Below are 15,591 nucleotides of genomic sequence, written 5' to 3'. Positions count from 1 at the left end.
GCGAGGCCTAGGTCTGAATCAGCCAGGGCGCCACCATACGAAAATCGACAATGGCTACCCGCTCCTTGCCCTTGCGGTGGCTGGCCACCAAACGCGCCAGCGGCGTGCGCACATTGATCGCATCGACCAGGTGGTCGACATGGCGATTGAGGACATGTTCCAGGGTCGATGATGCGGTGGTTCCGTAGACGATGAAACTATCGGGGAATGCCGTTCTGGCGGCCCGCAAAGCCGAGACCCGGACCAACCCGTCGCCAAACGCGTCATTCCGGGAATACAGGATGATCGTCTCGTACCGAGCTGGCGACATGCCGCGCTCCCCCAGGAGCTTGGTGGTGGCGGTGGCTGCTACGCCGCCCGCCTTTCGGGGTTCTGTAGGATTTCACCTCTTGCCTGTCAACGAAACCTCGCCCCTCTGGGCCGGGCAGCGGGATAACCAACGCGTCGCTGCAGCTCAGCCCTCGAAACGAGGCGCCAGTTCCTCGATGCGGCGGATCAATGCCTGGAATTCCTCGGAGATGCGCTGGTGCAGATTCACTGCGATTTCCGGATATTCTTCGAGGATGCGGCGGAACATCTTGCGGCTGAGCCGGATCACTTCCGAATCGATTTCGGCCGACGCGCTGGTCAGCCGGTTGCTGTCGGCGATCAACGCCAGTTCACTCAGGATCGTGCCGGGCCCCGCCGTGCCTATCGGGATGCGTTCGCCATTCTGCTCTCGATAGAGCACGATGCGCCCGCTGACCACGACATAGGCCGAATCGGCCTCGTCATCCTCGCGATAAAGCTTATGGTTGGCTTGCAGTATTGTGTTCTCGGCGCCGAAGGCGAGCAGACGCAACTGTTCCTGCGTGAAGCCCTCGAAGAGCCTCACGGCGGACAGGATGCGAATGTCGTCATCCAACGCCATCTAGCTGTGTCCCCGAACGGTCAGTCCAATCCCTCCACTGCGATACGATCCAGAACCCCCTCCAACAGGATCGTACCCGAATGCAGCCCCGCCCCGGCCGCTCATTGGATAATGAAATGTTTAAGGAACCAGCTTGTAGCCGCCGCTTTCTGTCACAAGAATTTCCGCATTGGAAGGATCGCGCTCGATCTTCTGGCGTAGCCGGTAGACGTGGGTTTCCAACGTGTGCGTGGTGACGCCGGAATTGTAGCCCCACACTTCCTCGAGCAGCACGTCGCGCGTCACCACCTTCTGGTCGGCGCGATAGAGATATTTGATGATCGAGGCCTCCTTCTCCGTCAGCCGCACCTTGCCGCCACGCGGGTCGATCAGCAGTTTCTGGCTGGGCTTGAAGGTGTAGGGCCCGACCGAGAAGGTGGCGTCCTCGCTCTGCTCATGCTGGCGCAATTGCGCACGGATGCGCGCCAGCAGCACAGCGAAGCGGAACGGCTTCGTCACATAGTCGTTGGCGCCGGCCTCGAGACCGAGGATCGTATCGGAATCGGTGTCGTGGCCGGTCAGCATGATGATGGGCGCCTTGTAGCCGCCCTTGCGCAGGATCTTCACCGCTTCGCGGCCATCCATGTCGGGCAGGCCGACATCCATGATGAGCAGATCGATGAGGCCTCCGCGCGCCGTGGCGACGCCTTTTGCCGCAGTCGATTCCTGCAGCACGTCGAATTCCTCGTAGAGGGACAATTGCTCGACCAGAGTGCCGCGCAGGTCGTCATCGTCGTCGACGATTAGAATGGTGCGTGAAGTCATGGATCAATCCGTTGTTTTGAAAAGAAAATTCAGTTGACCGCTGCCTGTTTATGCGGAAGCTGACCAGCACAACAGCCGATCACAGTGATTTGTTCCGTGGCACGATCATACAAGAAAAAACGCGATCGCAATGCAGCCGGCGCAATTTTGCGAAAAGGGCTGCGCGTGCTGACCGTGCGGGCGAGGCCCGGCAACCCGAGCCAGGGCCTGCTGCAGGCCGGCGGAACTGTGTTTGCCTGTGCTCTGGGACGGGGCGGCATCTCGGCCGGCAAGCGCGAAGGCGACGGCGCCACGCCGCTTGGCCACATGCGGATCCTGTCGGGCTATTTCCGGGGAGATCAGTTCTCCAGCGGCCGCAAGACGCGTTTGGCGATGGCGCCGATCGGGCCTGATCTGGGCTGGTGCGAAGTGCCTGACGACCGCAACTATAACAGGCCGGTCAAGATTCCCTACGGCGCCAGCCACGAACGCATGCGGCGCGACGACCGTCTCTACGACGCCTGCCTGGTGCTCGACTGGAACCTGGCGCCACGCCGGCGTGGGCGCGGCAGCGCCATCTTCTTCCACCTGGCGCGCCCCGGCTTCACGCCGACTCAAGGGTGCGTGGCGGTGACGGCGCGCACTATGGCGCGGCTGCTGCCGTTGCTGTCGGACAGGACGGTGATGAAGGTGGTGCGGTAAGTAAGGGAGTAGGGAGTAGGGATCAGCGTCGGCGCCGTAGCTTCCTATTACATACTGCCCTACTCCCCAATTCCCTTCCGGCCAGGCTTTTGCCAGCCGATGTCGAGAAGGCCTAACCGACCCATTTCCCTGTCCATGGCACGGGCGACGTCACGGCGCTCGGCGCCGATGTCGCGTAGCTGGCGATCGGGGAGGTCCTCGACGTTTTGGTGGGCGATATCGTGGCGGGCGAGGCGTATGGCGACCCTGGCATGGCGAAACCAGTCAAGCACCGCGCGTAGCCAGGCCGGCGTGGACGCTGGTGAGTTCAAAACGATGTGGGACATGGCGTGATCCGTTTCATCCGGATGTCAAATCCGGTTTGATGGTGTGTCGATGAATGCAGCATGCCGCATTGAAATTTAAATGAGAAACGAGTAGTTCTTTCAAGATCGTCAAGTTTTATTTGAGGATGGTATGTCCCGCCTGCTGCCTGGAACGCGAGCGCTGAGGACGCTGGAAGCCGCCGCCCGGCACCTCAACTTCACTCGTGCCGCCGACGAGCTCGGCCTGACGCCGGCTGCGGTCAGCCATCAGATCAAGGAAATCGAGGATCAGCTGGGCATCGTGCTGTTCACGCGCACCAGCCGCACCATCCGGTTGACGGCGGCGGGCACGGTGCTGTTCGAGGCCTCGATCGATGCGCTCGACCTGCTTGGCCGGGCCGTCTCGCGTGCGCGCAAGCTGACGCGCGGCACGGCATTGCTGAAGGTAACGCTCGACGCCCAGTTCGCGTCAAAATGGCTGATGCGGCGCGTCGACGATTTTCGCAGGCGTCAGCCCAATATCGAACTCAGGTTCGACATCGCCTACGAAGTGCGGGATTTCGACCTCGACGACGTCGATGTCGGCATCCGGTTCGGCGTCGGGAAATACCCGGGCCTTCGCGCCCATCGCCTGTTCGACAACATCATCATTCCGGTGTGCAGCCCGGGCCTGCTGACGTCCGGTCCGCCGCTGCGCGAGCCGCGTGACCTCTTCAATCACACGCTTGCCCATATCGAATGGGCGCGACAAGGCGTGACATGGCCGAACTGGCGGATGTGGATGGCGGCGGCCGGCATCAACGATTTCGACGACAGCCGGACCATCGTGTTCAGAAACTCCACCGACGCTGTTCAGGCGGCGATCGAGGGCAATGCCGTCGCGCTCGCCGATTTCGCCATGGTGGCAAACGACCTTTCCGAAGGCAGGCTGGTGCAGCCTTTTGAACTCGGCCTGCGGGTGGGGGCCGAGTTCGCCTATTTCCTGGTCTATCCCGAGAGCACCGCCGACGATCCGCGTATCGTCGCTTTTCGCGAGTGGATTCTCGAGGAAGTCGCCAGGACGCAAACCACGGACAAAGGGCAGTAGGGCAGTAGGGCAGTAGGGCAGTAGGGCAGTAGGGCAGTAGGGCAGTAGGGATGGGCGTCGATGCTGCCTTCGGCCCCCATTCCCCTACTGCCTTACTGCCCTACTCCCTTTTGATCAGGTTGCCGCCGCGCCGAACCAGCCGATGACCACGCCGATGATCAGCAGCACGCCAAGCCAGTGGCCGCCGTCGATGAGGGTCAGGTCCCAGCCGAAATTCTGGTAACGATGGTTGGCCGAGAGCGTTGTGGCGACGAAGCCCAGCCAAAGCACGAAGCCGAAGACAAGTCCGGCGAGCAGTGTCGGCTCGCCGCCGGTCATCGCGCCGACGACCAGGGCCATTATGTAGGCCATGATCAGTTCGGCGATGAAGCTGATGACGAACGGCAGCGGCGATTTTTTCATGGTTGCGGGATCAAGCTTGGCGGCCTTCAGCCACGGCTTGCTCAGGCCCATATACCAGGCGGCGCCGAACAACCATGCCACGACGGCGGCGGCGATCACCGCCAGCCAGTTCACTGCTTCAAAATCCATGAGATCCCCCTCCGATACAGATCTGATGGAACGCCTGTTCGGCGATTGCGTCAAGCAAACCGCCAGACCGTGGTGCGCTTGACCAGTGAATCCTCCAGTGCCCGGGTGACGGCCACGTCATAGACCGCGAGCGGTTCCAGCCCCGCCTTCGGCATATACGACCGGCCGGGATCACCGACGAGGATCTCGGCGCCGCGCCCCTTCAGCGTTGCGAACCACGGCATCAGCCGGTCGGCGAAGGATCTGTCGTAGAAAACATCGCCGGCCAGGATCACGTTCCAGCCCGCATCGGTGCCGATGCAATCCGTGCCGAGGAAGTCGATCCCGACATCGTTGGCTTGCGCATTGAGGCGGATCGCGGTCACACAGAAAGGATCGATGTCGGTTGCGATCACCCTGGCCGCGCCGGCCTTGGCCGCGGCAATGGCGACAAGGCCGGAGCCGGAAGCGAAGTCGAGCACGCGCTTTCCCCGCACGGTGCCGGGATTGTCGATGATATAGCGGGCAAGGCCCTGACCGCCGGCCCAGGCAAAGGCCCAGAAGGGCGGCGGCAGGCCGATCTCGACCAGCTCATCCTCCGTCCGCTGCCACAAATCATGTGCTTCATCGGCAAGATGAAGCAGGATTTCCGGCACGTGCGGCGGCGCCATCAGCGCCGTGTTGTCGAGGATGAATTGCTTTGCGCTGTGTGGCGTGAGCGCCGTCACGGAGCTGGTGTCAGGCCGCCCATGCGGCAGACTTCCTTCCATTCGGCCGGCGTCACCGGCTGCACGGAAAGCCGCCCGAGCCGCACCAGCGCCATGTCGGCAAGCTTGGGATTGGCCTTGACCTCTTCCAGCGTCGGCGGGTTCGGCACATCCCCATAGGCACGGATGTCGACGCATTCCCAGCGTGGATCGTCCGTCGTGGTGTCGGGATGGGCAAGCGCGCAGACTTCGGCAATGCCGACCACGTTCAGCCCTTCGTTGGAATGGTAGAAGAAGCCGAGATCGCCGATCTGCATCGCCTTCATGTTGTTGCGCGCGGCATAGTTGCGCACGCCATCCCATTGCGTGCCGGCCTTGCCCTTCGCCTTCAGCGCCTCGAAGGAGAAGACCGAGGGTTCGGATTTGAACAGCCAGTAGTTCATTCTTGTGCTCCTCCTTGCGCTCGCTCGCCAGCGACCAGGATTAACTAGCCGCCGGCTTGTTGAACGTCCAGTTCCACTGGCGGATTTCGACGCTTTCGAACAGCCCGGCCTTGGCGTACGGGTCGGCGGCCGACAAGGCCTGTGCCCCCGCTAGGTCCGGTGCCTCGACAACGACGAGGCTGCCATTGGGCTTGCCTTCGGCGTCAAGGAACGGACCGGCGAAAGCCAGCTTCTTGTCGCCATTCAACCCTTCGAGAAAGGCGATATGCTCTGGCCGCGTGTCGAGGCGCACCTGCAGGCTTGCGGGCTTGTCCTTGCAAATCAAAGCAAACAGCATGGTCTTTTCTCCTGGCCTTGGGATCAATGTTGTGGGGATCAATCGTTGGTTTCGGTCTTCAGCGGCCGGGTCATCAAGGCCGTCACAGCCTGCCGGATGGTGATGGTGCCGTCCAGTATCGCCGCGACGGCAGCGATGATCGGCGCATCGATGTTGCGCTCGGTGGCGATGCGGGCAGCGATCGCCGCCGTCGGCACGCCCTCGGCCAGCGGCAATCCGGCAAGCGGCTTGCCTTGCCCGAGCGCCAGCCCATAGGCGAAATTGCGCGACTGGGTCGACGAACAGGTGAGCAGCAGGTCGCCAAGGCCGGAAAGCCCCATCAGCGTTTCGGGCCTGGCGCCGAAGGCGGCACCGATGCGCCGCAGTTCGACAAAGCCGCGCGTCACCATGGCGGCCTGGGCACTGGCGCCGAGCCCGGCGCCGGTGACCGCGCCGGCGGCAATGGCGAAGACGTTCTTCAAGGCGCCGCCGATCTCGACGCCGATGAGGTCATCGCTCGAATAGCAGCGCAGATTCTCCGCCGAAAAGCGGGCGGCGAGGTCTGCGGCCAGGGCCTCGTCGCGGGCGGCGACCACCACGGCTGTCGGCAGGCCGCGGGCGACATCGGTGGCGAAGCTTGGACCCGACAAAGCGGCGACGGGGTTTTGCGGCAGGATCTCCTCGACGATCGCCGACAGCAAGGCGCCGGTGTCGCGCTCGATGCCCTTGGCGCAGAGAACAAGCGGAATGCCGGGTGGCATATGGCCTTTCGCGACCGCCAGCGTTGCCCGCAGCGATTGCGCCGGCGTCACCGCCAGCACGCAATCGGCGCCAGCGAGTGCCGCCTTGATGTCGCTCGTCGCCTCGATGCCGGGCGCGATGGCGATACCGGGCAGATAGCGCGGGTTCTGGCCTTGGCCGATCGAGGCGACGGTTTCCGGGTCGCGTGCGAACAGCCGCACCGAATGGCCGGCGCGTAGCATGGCCAGCGCCAGCGCCGTGCCCCAGGCGCCGCCGCCAAGCACGCTGACGCGCCAGCCGCTTTTGCCCGGGCCGTTCATGTTCCGGCCATTCATGCCTTGGCTCCGCGCCGGCCGGAGCCGACCATCGGCGTCGAGATGCTGTCCAGCGGCCAGCGCGAGCGCGGCACGAAATCGAAGCCGTTCTCTTGCGCCATGCCTTCGCGCAGCCGTTCGATGCCGGCCCAGGCGATCATCGCCGCATTGTCGGTGCAAAGTTTGAGCGGTGGCGCGACGAAGGTGAAACCGGCCTCGTCGCACTGCCGTTCCAGCGTCGCCTTGATGGTGCGGTTGGCGGCGACACCGCCGGCCACGACCAGCGCCGGATTTCTGGTGCCGGGAAATGTCTCGCGGAAGCGCGCCAGCGCACGCGCGACACGGTCGGCCAGCGCATCGGCCACCGCTGCCTGGAACGAGGCGCAGATGTCGGCGACATCCTGGTCGCTCAGCGGCGCAATGGCGGTTGCGGCCTGGCGCACGGCGGTCTTCAAACCGGAGAAGGAAAAATCGGGCTGGGCCGAGCCCTTCATCGGACGCGGAAAGGCAAAACGCGACGCATTGCCGGTTTGTGCCGCCTTCTCGACATTCGGTCCACCGGGATAGGGCAGGCCGAGCATCTTGGCGGTCTTGTCGAAGGCCTCGCCGAGCGCGTCGTCGATGGTGGTTGCCCAGCGCTGATAGTCGCCGACGCCGCGCACGGCCAGGATCTGCGTGTGGCCGCCGGAGACCAGCAGCAGCAGATAGGGAAAATCGAGCCCATCGGTCAGCCGGGCGGTCAGGGCATGGCCTTCGAGGTGGTTGATGGCGATCAGCGGCTTGTTTGCAGCCGCGGCGATCGCCTTGGCGGTCATCAGCCCGACAATCAGCCCGCCGACCAGGCCGGGGCCGGCGGTGGCGGCGATCGCATCGATATCGGCTAGTGCCACGCCCGAATCGGCAAGGGCTGCCTCGACGATGCCGTCCAGCGCCTCGACATGGGCACGCGCCGCGATCTCCGGCACAACGCCGCCGAATGCGGCATGCTCCTCGATCTGGCTGAGCACGATGTTGGACAGGATTCTTGGCGCGCCATCGCCGTCGACCGCCACGACGCTGGCGGCGGTCTCGTCACAACTCGTCTCAATGCCCAGAACGCGGATCAATTCGTCGCTGTCCCAATAGATTGTATGTCAGGACTTTCCGCTTTAGGAGAAAGCCCGGAAAAACCTCGCTGGCCGGGGGTTATCACGGACTGCATGCCATGCAAACAATCTTGAGAATCGGAACACGCGGCAGCCCGCTGGCGCTGGCACAGGCGCATGAAACGCAGGCGCGGCTGATGGCCGCGCTTGGGATGCCGGCGGAGGCGTTCGAGGTCGTCGTCATCTCGACCAGCGGCGATCGCATCCAGGACCGGCCGCTGTCGGAGGCTGGCGGCAAGGGCCTGTTCACCAAGGAGATCGAGGAGGCGCTGCTGGCGGGCCGGATCGACATCGCCGTGCATTCGTCGAAGGACATGCCGACGCAACTGCCCGGCGGTCTGGAACTCAGCGCCTTCCTGCCGCGCGAGGACGCGCGCGATGCCTTTGTCGGCAAGGCGGCGAAGACGATCGCCGACCTGCCGCGCGGGGCGAAAATCGGCTCATCGTCGCTGCGGCGGCAGGCGCTGATCCGCCGAATGCGGCCGGATCTCGACGTGGTGATGTTCCGCGGCAATGTGCAGACGCGCCTGCGCAAGCTGGACGAAGGGGCCGCCGCCGGCACCATCCTTGCCTATGCCGGGCTGAAGCGGCTGGGACTCGAGCATGTCGTCACCGACCTGATCCCGCTCGACATCTTCCCGCCGGCGCCGGGACAAGGCGCGATCTGCATCGAGACCCGCATCGGCGATCGCGACGTCGAAAAAATGCTGGCCGCCATCCATGATGTGCCGACCGGACAGGCGCTCGCCTGCGAGCGCGCCTTTCTGGCGGCGCTCGATGGCTCCTGCCGCACACCGATCGCCGGCTACGCGTCGATCGAGGCCGAAAAGCTTTCCTTTGCCGGGTTGATCATCTCGCCTGACGGCACGCAGTCGCACACGGTCGAGCTGCAGGGATCGGCGCAGGATGCTGCCCGCATCGGCCAGGAAGCGGCCCGGACGGTACGGGCCAAGGCCGGCGAAAAGTTCTTCGACGGCTGGCTCTGAAAATGCTTCGCGTCCTGGTAACGAGACCGGAACCGGGCGCCTCGCGCACGGCGCGGCAGCTTCAGGACACAGGGTTCCAGCCGATCCTTCTGCCCTTGACCGAAACGGCGGCCTTGCCGGTCGATGCCGGACTGCTTCCAGGCGATGCGGTCGCCGTTGCCGTCACCAGCGCCAATGCCGTGCGCCATGCTTCCAAGGAGCTCATCGCGGCGCTCGCCGCCTTGCCTTGCCATGCCGTGGGAACAAGGACGGCGGAAGCCGCGCGCAAAGCGGGGTTCTTGTCGGCCAGCGAAGGCCCAGGCAATGCCGAAGCGCTTGCCGACAGTCTTGCTGGTTATCTCTCGGGGAAGACCATCGTCTATCTCTGCGGACGCGTGCGCTTTGCGGTGTTCGAACAGAGGCTGAAGGCAGCAGGCGTCCAGGTCCACGCCGTCGAAACATATGACACGCTCACGGTGGGTTATTCTGACGAAGCCATCCTCGAGCGTCTGTCTGGCCAATCCGCCGATGTGGTGCTGCTTTACTCAGCAAAAGCCGCCGCCGCGATGCAGATCCTGACCAGGCGGCCCGCTTTGCAGGAACTATTTGAAAGAACAAGGTTTTTCGTTCTTTCCGCGCGCATCGCGGCAGCGCTTGACGATACCACCGATGAAAGAATCCGCATTGCCGCGCAGCCCGATGAGGATACGCTGCTGGGGCTTTTGCGGGCGCGGCTCTGAGCCGCGTCATCACACCGCCCCTTTTCACCGCTTGGTGATGTGCTAGACCCTTTCTGAACCATCATGCGCCGCCAGGCGTTGAGACGAAGCGAATTGTGCGGAGCCCAGGCATGGTCAAGACGCCGAAGATGCGACACTCGAAAGGCCGCCGCGAGCCGGTGACCATCGATCTCGAGCCCGGCGCGGTCTCGCGCATCGCCGACGAGGATGCCGCCAAGCCGCAGGCCGGCGCTGAAGCGGCACCTGAGGAGGTAGCCTCGCAAGCCGAGGTCCCCGAAGAACCGGTGCATGCCGACCAAACCGATCTCGAGCCGTGGGAGCATTCCGACGCCCACGCCGAATCGGAGCAGACAGCGGCGGCAGCCAAGGATGGCAGCGAACCTGCCTATCCCGGACCGTCCGATGCGCCGGCCAGCAAAACCAAAGCCTTCGACTACAATTTCGAGGATGCATCGGCCAAGCGCACCCAGACCGACGACGGCAAGGCAAAAACCGGGACACCGGACGAAAGAATGGCGCCAACACCCCCGGCAAAGCGTAGCGGCCTCAATGGCATCGCCGCCGGCATCATTGGCGGTGTCATCGCGCTGGTCGGCGCCGGTGGCCTGCAATTCGCCGGCCTGCTCGGCGCGCCGGGATCCGGTTCCGGCGTTTCGCTCGACGGCGTCAACAGCGAGATCGCCGCGCTGAAGAGCGAAATCGCCGGCTTGAAAGAAACGGGCGGCAACGCCGACGCGTCGGCGAAGGTCGACGGGCTGTCGTCGGCGCTGGATCAGGTCAAGACGGATGTCGCGGCGCTGAAATCGGCGGTCGAATCCGGTGGAGCGGGCGACAATGCCGGGCTCGCAGCGCTTGGCGACAAGGTCAAGCAGATCGAAACGGCGGTCGCCTCCCTTGGCAAGGCTGGCGGCACGGCACCGGTCGATCTCGGCCCGCTCAACGAAAAACTGGCTGGCCTCGACGCGCAGGTGAAGTCAGCCGGCGAGGCGACGACGGCGCAGGATGGCCGGCTCACCGCACTGGAGCAGTCGGTGTCGCAGCTTTCCGGCAAGGTCGAGGCGGCGGCAGGACAGCCGAAGATCGCGCTCGCCATCGCCGCGTCGGCGCTCAAGGCGGCGCTCGACCGCGGCGCGCCATTCTCGGCCGAACTCGAGACCTTTGCCGCGATTTCGCCGGATGCGCCGCAGCTTGCGACACTGCGCGCCTATGCCGAAAAAGGCGTGCCCACCCGTGCCGAGATCGCATCGCAAGCGGATGCCGCCGCCAACGCCATGGTTGCTGCCGCGACGCCTGTCGATGAGAATGCCGGCTTCCTGCAGAATCTTATGTCGAGCGCCGAATCGCTGGTCAAGGTTCGGCCGATCGGCGCCGTCGAAGGTGCCGGCGCGCCGGAAACCGTCGCGCGCATCGAGGTGGCGGTCAACCAGGGCGACTATGCCAAGGCGCTCAGCGAATATGACACGCTGCCCGAAGCCGTGAGGGCGGCCGGTGCCGACTTTGCCGGCAAACTGAAAGCACGCATCGAGGTCGAAACGCAGGTCGACGCGCTGATCTCCGGCGCGATGAAGGCATGAGGGCAACACCATGATCCGCCTCTTGGCCTTCCTCATCGTCGTTTTCGCGCTCGGGCTGGGTTTCGCCTGGCTGGCCGACCGGCCGGGCGACATGGTCGTCACCTTCAGCGGCTACCAGTACCAGGTCAGCCTGATGGTGGCGGCAGTGGCCGTTGTTGCCGTCGTTGCCGCGGTGATGATCTTCTGGTGGCTGATCAAGTCGCTGTGGAACAGCCCCTACACCATTTCGCGCTATTTCCGCGTGCGCCGCCGCGACCGTGGCTATCAGGCACTGTCGACCGGCATGATCGCCGCCGGCGCCGGTGACGGAGCACTGGCCCGCAAGAAAACCAAGGAAGCGGCAAAGCTGATCCGCTCCGACCAGGAGCCGCTGATCCATCTGCTCGAGGCGCAGGCGTCGCTGCTCGAAGGCGATCATGAAGGCGCGCGGCAGAAGTTCGAGAGCATGCTCGACGACCCCGAAATGCGGCTGCTCGGCCTGCGCGGGCTCTATCTCGAAGCCGAACGGCTCGGCGACCGCAACGCCGCCAGACATTACGCCGGCCGTGCCGCCGTGATGGCGCCGCAACTGGCCTGGGCGGCCGAATCGACGCTGGAAGAATTGACCGCGCGCGGCGACTGGGACGGTGCCTTGAAACTCGTCGACGCGCAGAAGTCGACACGGCAGATCGAACGCGATGCCGCCAACCGACGTCGCGCCGTATTGTTGACGGCCAAGGCGCAGGCACTTGCCGACAGCGATCCGACTGCCGCCAGAACCGCGGCGATCGAGGCCAACCGGCTGCGGCCGGACTTCGCGCCGGCCGCTGTTGCTGCTGCTGCTGCGCTGTTCAAGCAGAACGATGTGCGCAAGGGCTCGAAAATCCTCGAGGCGGCATGGAAGGCCGAGCCGCATCCGGAGATCGCCGAGCTCTACACCCATGCAAGGCAGGGCGACGCCGTGCTCGACCGCCTCAACCGGGCGAAGAAGCTGCAGGAGATGAAGAAGAACCACGCCGAGTCGTCGATGACGGTGGCGCGCGCCGCACTTGACGCGCTGGATTTTTCGACCGCCCGCCGCGAGGCCGAGGCAGCGATCCGGATGGACCGCCGCGAGGGCGCCTATCTGCTTTTGGCCGACATCGAGGAGGCCGATACCGGCGACCAGGGCAAGGTGCGGCAGCTGCTGTCGAGGGCGGTGCGGGCGCCGCGCGATCCGGCCTGGGTCGCCGATGGCGTCGTTTCCGAGCGCTGGGCGCCGGTATCGCCGGTCACCGGCCGGCTCGACGCCTTCGAGTGGCGTGCGCCCATGGAGCGGCTCGGCCAGCTGATCGACAGCCATGACGATGCATCGGCCTCGGCCGCGCCGGTCATCGAAGCGCTGGCAAAGCCGGTGAGCGAAAGGCCTGTCGAGGTGATCGATGACGCTGGCCCAGGCGCGCCCGCAGGCAAGGACGCCGAGACCCACGAGGATGATGTCCGGCCGATCACAGCCGCCGCCTTCGCTGAGGTGCCGTCCAATGCGGAAGCCGTCGAGCCGGCCGAGGAGCTTGCGCGGCTGCCGGACGATCCCGGCGTCGATCCGGACGAGGAAGCGGAAAAATCGCCGCGCCGGTTCCGGCTGTTTTGAATTGGGCCGGCTGTCAGGCCGTTGGGGATTGGATTTATGTTTGAACGCGTTCTGTCATTTCTCAGGGATTTGCCGGCCGGCGCTGGTACGCATGCCAGCACTGATGATCCGCGCGTTGCGGCTTCGGCGCTCCTCTATCACGTCATGAATGCCGATGGTGTGCGCCAGGATGTCGAGTGGGAACGGTTCAAGGCGGTGCTGGCCGAGAGCTACTCGATCAGCGGCGCCGAACTCGAAGCGCTCGCCGCTGCGGGCGAGCGGGCCGACAATGAAGCGATTGATCTCTATGCCTTCACCAGTGTCTTGAAGCGCCACCTCGATGCCGATGCGCGCAAGGCCTTCATCGGCCTGATGTGGGAGATCGTCTATGCCGATGGCGAGTTGCACGAGCTGGAGGACAACACGGTCTGGCGCGTGGCCGAGTTGATCGGCGTCGAACGCCGCGACCGCGTCGAGGCGCGCCGCAAGGCGGCGGCGAAAGCACCCGGCGCCACCGGAACATCGAGCGACGAATAGACGGGATTTCGCCTGCCCATGCCGCGCCAAACGAGTTCGAAGCCAAAGATCCTGATCGTGCTGCATCAGGAGAATTCGAGCCCCGGACGCGTCGGCCACATGCTCCTGGAAGAAGGCTTCGAGCTCGACATTCGTCGTCCGCCGCTCGGCGATACCTTGCCAGAAACGCTGGACGGCCACGCCGGCACTGTGGTGTTTGGCGGGCCGATGAGCGCCAATGACGAGGACGAATTCGTTCGCCGCGAGACCGCCTGGCTGGAAATACCGCTCAGGGAGAACCGGCCGTTCCTCGGCATCTGCCTCGGTGCGCAGATGCTGGCCAACCATCTCGGCGGCAAGGTCGAGGGTCACGGCGATGGGCTGGTCGAGATCGGCTGGTATCCGCTGAAGGCGACCGAAGCCGGCAAGAACCTGATGCACTGGCCTGAAATGGTCTACCAGTTCCACCGCGAGGGCTTTTCGCTGCCCAGGGACGCGACGCTGCTGGCGACGGCCGAGACCTACCCCAACCAGGCCTTTCGCTATGGCGACAATGCCTGGGGCATCCAGTTCCATGGCGAGCTGACCAGGGCGATGATGCAGCGCTGGGTGGTGCGCGGCGCGCATCGCTTTGAGTTGCCGGGCGCGCAACCCGGCCGCGATCATCTCGGCGGCCGGCTGATCTGGGATATGCATCTCAAGCGCTGGCTGGACGAATTCCTGCGGATGATCTTCGGCAAGCCGGCGGTGCGATAGGGCAACGACGGCGCGCGTCAGTTTCGCCCGTTGAGGTGGCGCACCTTGCGCAGTTGCGGGAACAGCACCATCCACAGCCCGGCAACGGCGATCGCGCCGATGCCGCCGACGACGACGGCCGGCACCGTGCCGATCAACGCCGCCATCGTGCCGGCGCGGAATTCGCCGACCTCGTTGGAGGCGCCGACGAAGACCTGGTTGACGGCGTTGACACGGCCACGCACATGGTCGGGTGTCCACAGCTGGATCAAGGTTTCCCTGATGTAGACGCTGAACATGTCGGTGGCGCCGAGGAAGGCAAGGGCGACGATCGACAGCCAGGTGATCGTCGACAGGCCGAACAGCACGGTGAAGGCACCGAACGAAGCAGCGGAGGCTAGCATGATCATGCCCGCGTGGTTGCGGAGCGGATGCCCGGCCAGCCAGATCGCGACGCAGATGGCGCCGACGCTGGGCGCCGAGCGCAGCAGGCCGAGCCCCCAGGGGCCGAGCTGGAGGATGTCGCGCGCGTAGATCGGCAGCAGCGCCGAGGCGCCCGACAGAAGCACGGCGAACAGATCGAGCGAGATGGCGCCCAGCACGATCTTCTCGCTCCAGATATAGCTGAACCCACCGAACAGATTCTGCAGCGTCGGCTTTTCGGTCTCTGTGCGTTGCGATGGCTTCGGGATGGTGAAGATCAGCAGCCCGGAGGCCAGCATCAGGACGGCAGCGGTGCCATAGGCCACTTGCGCCGACACGCCATAGAGCAGGCCGCCGGCGACAGGGCCAACAATGGTCGCGGTCTGCCAGGCCGACGAATTCCAGGCAATGGCGTTGGCGAAATCCTCAGGCGGCACCAGATTGGCGAACAGCGAGGCCGAGGCCGGGCCGAAGAAGGCGCGGGCGACGCCGAACATGGCGAGCACGGCGAAGATCGGCAGCGGTCCGCTGATGCCGTGCAGCGTCAGAAACAGCAGCGTCAGCGCGCAGATCGACTCCACCACCACCGCCAGCGCCATGATCAGGCGGCGGCCGAAGCGGTCGGCGACGACGCCGGTGACCAGCACCAGCAACAGCGACGGCAGGAACTGGACGATGCCGACAAGGCCGAGATCGAGCGGATCGCGGGTCAGGTCATACATCTGCCAACCGACAGCGACCGACACGATCATGGTGGCGAATGTGGTGAGGAAACGCGCCGCCCAATAGCTCAGGAAGGAGCGGTGGCGGAACGCGGCATAGCGCTGGTCCGGCGAGGTTTGTGCGGCAGTCATGGATCGAGGCCCCGTTGCGATGGTATTGGAGCGACGTGCGTCCAATTGGACGCACAAAGTACGCTCCAACACTTCTTGGTTGTCGCATCGTGCTTTTCCGAAAATCGGAACCGATTTTCGAGCCGATGCGATAGCCGGCGGGGCACTTCCCGGATGGGCGCTGTTCCGGCCAAGGGAACTTCTAACAAAGTTCGCAGCGCGATGTGCGCCAGAATCAGCACTGGATCAAGAAA

General features: G+C 64.7%; 19 protein-coding genes. 8 read left to right on the top strand and 11 right to left on the bottom strand.

The window, feature by feature from the left end; all coding sequences use genetic code 11:
* Positions 1-7 precede the first annotated feature (7 nt).
* The 3 genes from ACFFNA_RS21140 to ACFFNA_RS21130 all read right to left on the bottom strand — a co-directional run bounded on the left by ACFFNA_RS21140 (position 8) and on the right by ACFFNA_RS21130 (position 1,714).
* Positions 8-310: a hypothetical protein gene (locus ACFFNA_RS21140; RefSeq protein WP_378921300.1), complete on the bottom strand. Its 303-nt coding sequence runs from the start codon at positions 308-310 to the stop codon at positions 8-10.
* A gap of 144 nt (positions 311-454) precedes the next feature.
* Complete coding sequence (locus ACFFNA_RS21135) at positions 455-910, bottom strand: Crp/Fnr family transcriptional regulator (protein ID WP_111548514.1); 456 nt, start codon at positions 908-910, stop codon at positions 455-457.
* A gap of 120 nt (positions 911-1,030) precedes the next feature.
* Positions 1,031-1,714: a response regulator transcription factor gene (locus ACFFNA_RS21130; RefSeq protein ID WP_023760937.1), complete on the bottom strand. Its 684-nt coding sequence runs from the start codon at positions 1,712-1,714 to the stop codon at positions 1,031-1,033.
* Between the two features lie 144 nt (positions 1,715-1,858).
* Between ACFFNA_RS21130 and ACFFNA_RS21125 the strand changes: the two genes are divergently transcribed.
* Positions 1,859-2,395 carry a L,D-transpeptidase family protein gene (locus ACFFNA_RS21125; RefSeq protein WP_208647188.1) on the top strand — a complete coding sequence of 179 codons (537 nt, stop codon included), beginning with the start codon at positions 1,859-1,861 and terminating at the stop codon, positions 2,393-2,395.
* A gap of 59 nt (positions 2,396-2,454) precedes the next feature.
* Here ACFFNA_RS21125 and ACFFNA_RS21120 read toward each other — a convergent pair whose 3' ends face one another.
* On the bottom strand, positions 2,455-2,721 hold the full coding sequence (locus ACFFNA_RS21120) for a hypothetical protein (RefSeq protein WP_111548512.1): 267 nt from the start codon (positions 2,719-2,721) through the stop codon (positions 2,455-2,457).
* 130 nt (positions 2,722-2,851) lie between these two features.
* Here ACFFNA_RS21120 and gcvA point away from each other — a divergent pair, with 130 nt between their 5' ends.
* Positions 2,852-3,787, top strand: coding sequence for a transcriptional regulator GcvA (gene gcvA / locus ACFFNA_RS21115; RefSeq protein WP_378921297.1), 936 nt, complete (start codon positions 2,852-2,854; stop codon positions 3,785-3,787).
* A gap of 114 nt (positions 3,788-3,901) precedes the next feature.
* On the opposite strand, the gene ACFFNA_RS21110 is transcribed toward gcvA, so the two are convergent.
* From ACFFNA_RS21110 to tsaD, 6 genes are read right to left on the bottom strand one after another with little or no spacing between them, the layout of a single operon-like run.
* A complete protein-coding gene (locus tag ACFFNA_RS21110; RefSeq protein WP_111548510.1) occupies positions 3,902-4,318 on the bottom strand; it encodes a DUF1761 domain-containing protein in 417 nt (138 codons plus the stop codon).
* A 50-nt stretch (positions 4,319-4,368) separates the two neighbouring features.
* On the bottom strand, positions 4,369-4,968 hold the full coding sequence (locus tag ACFFNA_RS21105; RefSeq protein ID WP_378921688.1) for a class I SAM-dependent methyltransferase: 600 nt from the start codon (positions 4,966-4,968) through the stop codon (positions 4,369-4,371).
* Between the two features lie 53 nt (positions 4,969-5,021).
* Positions 5,022-5,447 carry an EVE domain-containing protein gene (locus ACFFNA_RS21100; protein WP_111548508.1) on the bottom strand — a complete coding sequence of 142 codons (426 nt, stop codon included), beginning with the start codon at positions 5,445-5,447 and terminating at the stop codon, positions 5,022-5,024.
* A 40-nt stretch (positions 5,448-5,487) separates the two neighbouring features.
* Entirely contained in the window at positions 5,488-5,784 is a 297-nt protein-coding gene (locus ACFFNA_RS21095; RefSeq protein ID WP_378921295.1) for a YciI-like protein, read from the bottom strand.
* A gap of 38 nt (positions 5,785-5,822) precedes the next feature.
* Complete coding sequence (locus ACFFNA_RS21090; protein WP_111548506.1) at positions 5,823-6,839, bottom strand: NAD(P)H-dependent glycerol-3-phosphate dehydrogenase; 1,017 nt, start codon at positions 6,837-6,839, stop codon at positions 5,823-5,825.
* A complete protein-coding gene (gene tsaD / locus ACFFNA_RS21085; protein ID WP_208647186.1) occupies positions 6,836-7,921 on the bottom strand; it encodes a tRNA (adenosine(37)-N6)-threonylcarbamoyltransferase complex transferase subunit TsaD in 1,086 nt (361 codons plus the stop codon). The genes ACFFNA_RS21090 and tsaD overlap by 4 nt, the downstream gene beginning before the upstream one ends.
* Before the next feature lie 101 nt (positions 7,922-8,022).
* Here tsaD and hemC point away from each other — a divergent pair, with 101 nt between their 5' ends.
* The 6 genes from hemC to ACFFNA_RS21055 all read left to right on the top strand — a co-directional run bounded on the left by hemC (position 8,023) and on the right by ACFFNA_RS21055 (position 14,102).
* On the top strand, positions 8,023-8,949 hold the full coding sequence (gene hemC, locus ACFFNA_RS21080; RefSeq protein WP_378921293.1) for a hydroxymethylbilane synthase: 927 nt from the start codon (positions 8,023-8,025) through the stop codon (positions 8,947-8,949).
* Positions 8,950-8,951: 2 nt separating this feature from the next.
* Positions 8,952-9,668 carry a uroporphyrinogen-III synthase gene (locus ACFFNA_RS21075; RefSeq protein WP_378921291.1) on the top strand — a complete coding sequence of 239 codons (717 nt, stop codon included), beginning with the start codon at positions 8,952-8,954 and terminating at the stop codon, positions 9,666-9,668.
* A 110-nt stretch (positions 9,669-9,778) separates the two neighbouring features.
* Positions 9,779-11,242, top strand: coding sequence for a COG4223 family protein (locus ACFFNA_RS21070; RefSeq protein WP_378921289.1), 1,464 nt, complete (start codon positions 9,779-9,781; stop codon positions 11,240-11,242).
* A gap of 10 nt (positions 11,243-11,252) precedes the next feature.
* Positions 11,253-12,851, top strand: coding sequence for a heme biosynthesis protein HemY (locus ACFFNA_RS21065; protein ID WP_378921287.1), 1,599 nt, complete (start codon positions 11,253-11,255; stop codon positions 12,849-12,851).
* A 36-nt stretch (positions 12,852-12,887) separates the two neighbouring features.
* Positions 12,888-13,367 (top strand): tellurite resistance TerB family protein, encoded by a 480-nt coding sequence (locus tag ACFFNA_RS21060; protein ID WP_378921285.1) that lies wholly within the window; start codon positions 12,888-12,890, stop codon positions 13,365-13,367.
* A gap of 18 nt (positions 13,368-13,385) precedes the next feature.
* Positions 13,386-14,102 (top strand): glutamine amidotransferase, encoded by a 717-nt coding sequence (locus ACFFNA_RS21055; protein WP_378921283.1) that lies wholly within the window; start codon positions 13,386-13,388, stop codon positions 14,100-14,102.
* 17 nt (positions 14,103-14,119) lie between these two features.
* Here the strand turns inward: ACFFNA_RS21055 and ACFFNA_RS21050 are convergent, their stop codons facing one another.
* Positions 14,120-15,358, bottom strand: a complete 1,239-nt coding sequence (locus ACFFNA_RS21050; protein WP_378921281.1) for an MFS transporter — start codon at positions 15,356-15,358, stop codon at positions 14,120-14,122.
* Between the last annotated feature and the right edge of the window lie 233 nt (positions 15,359-15,591).

The sequence above is a fragment of the Mesorhizobium kowhaii genome, assembly GCF_042431665.1.
GTDB lineage: Bacteria > Pseudomonadota > Alphaproteobacteria > Rhizobiales > Rhizobiaceae > Mesorhizobium > Mesorhizobium kowhaii.
Note: the sequence above shows the minus strand (reverse complement) of the source record. Positions and strands in the feature narration are given on the sequence as shown.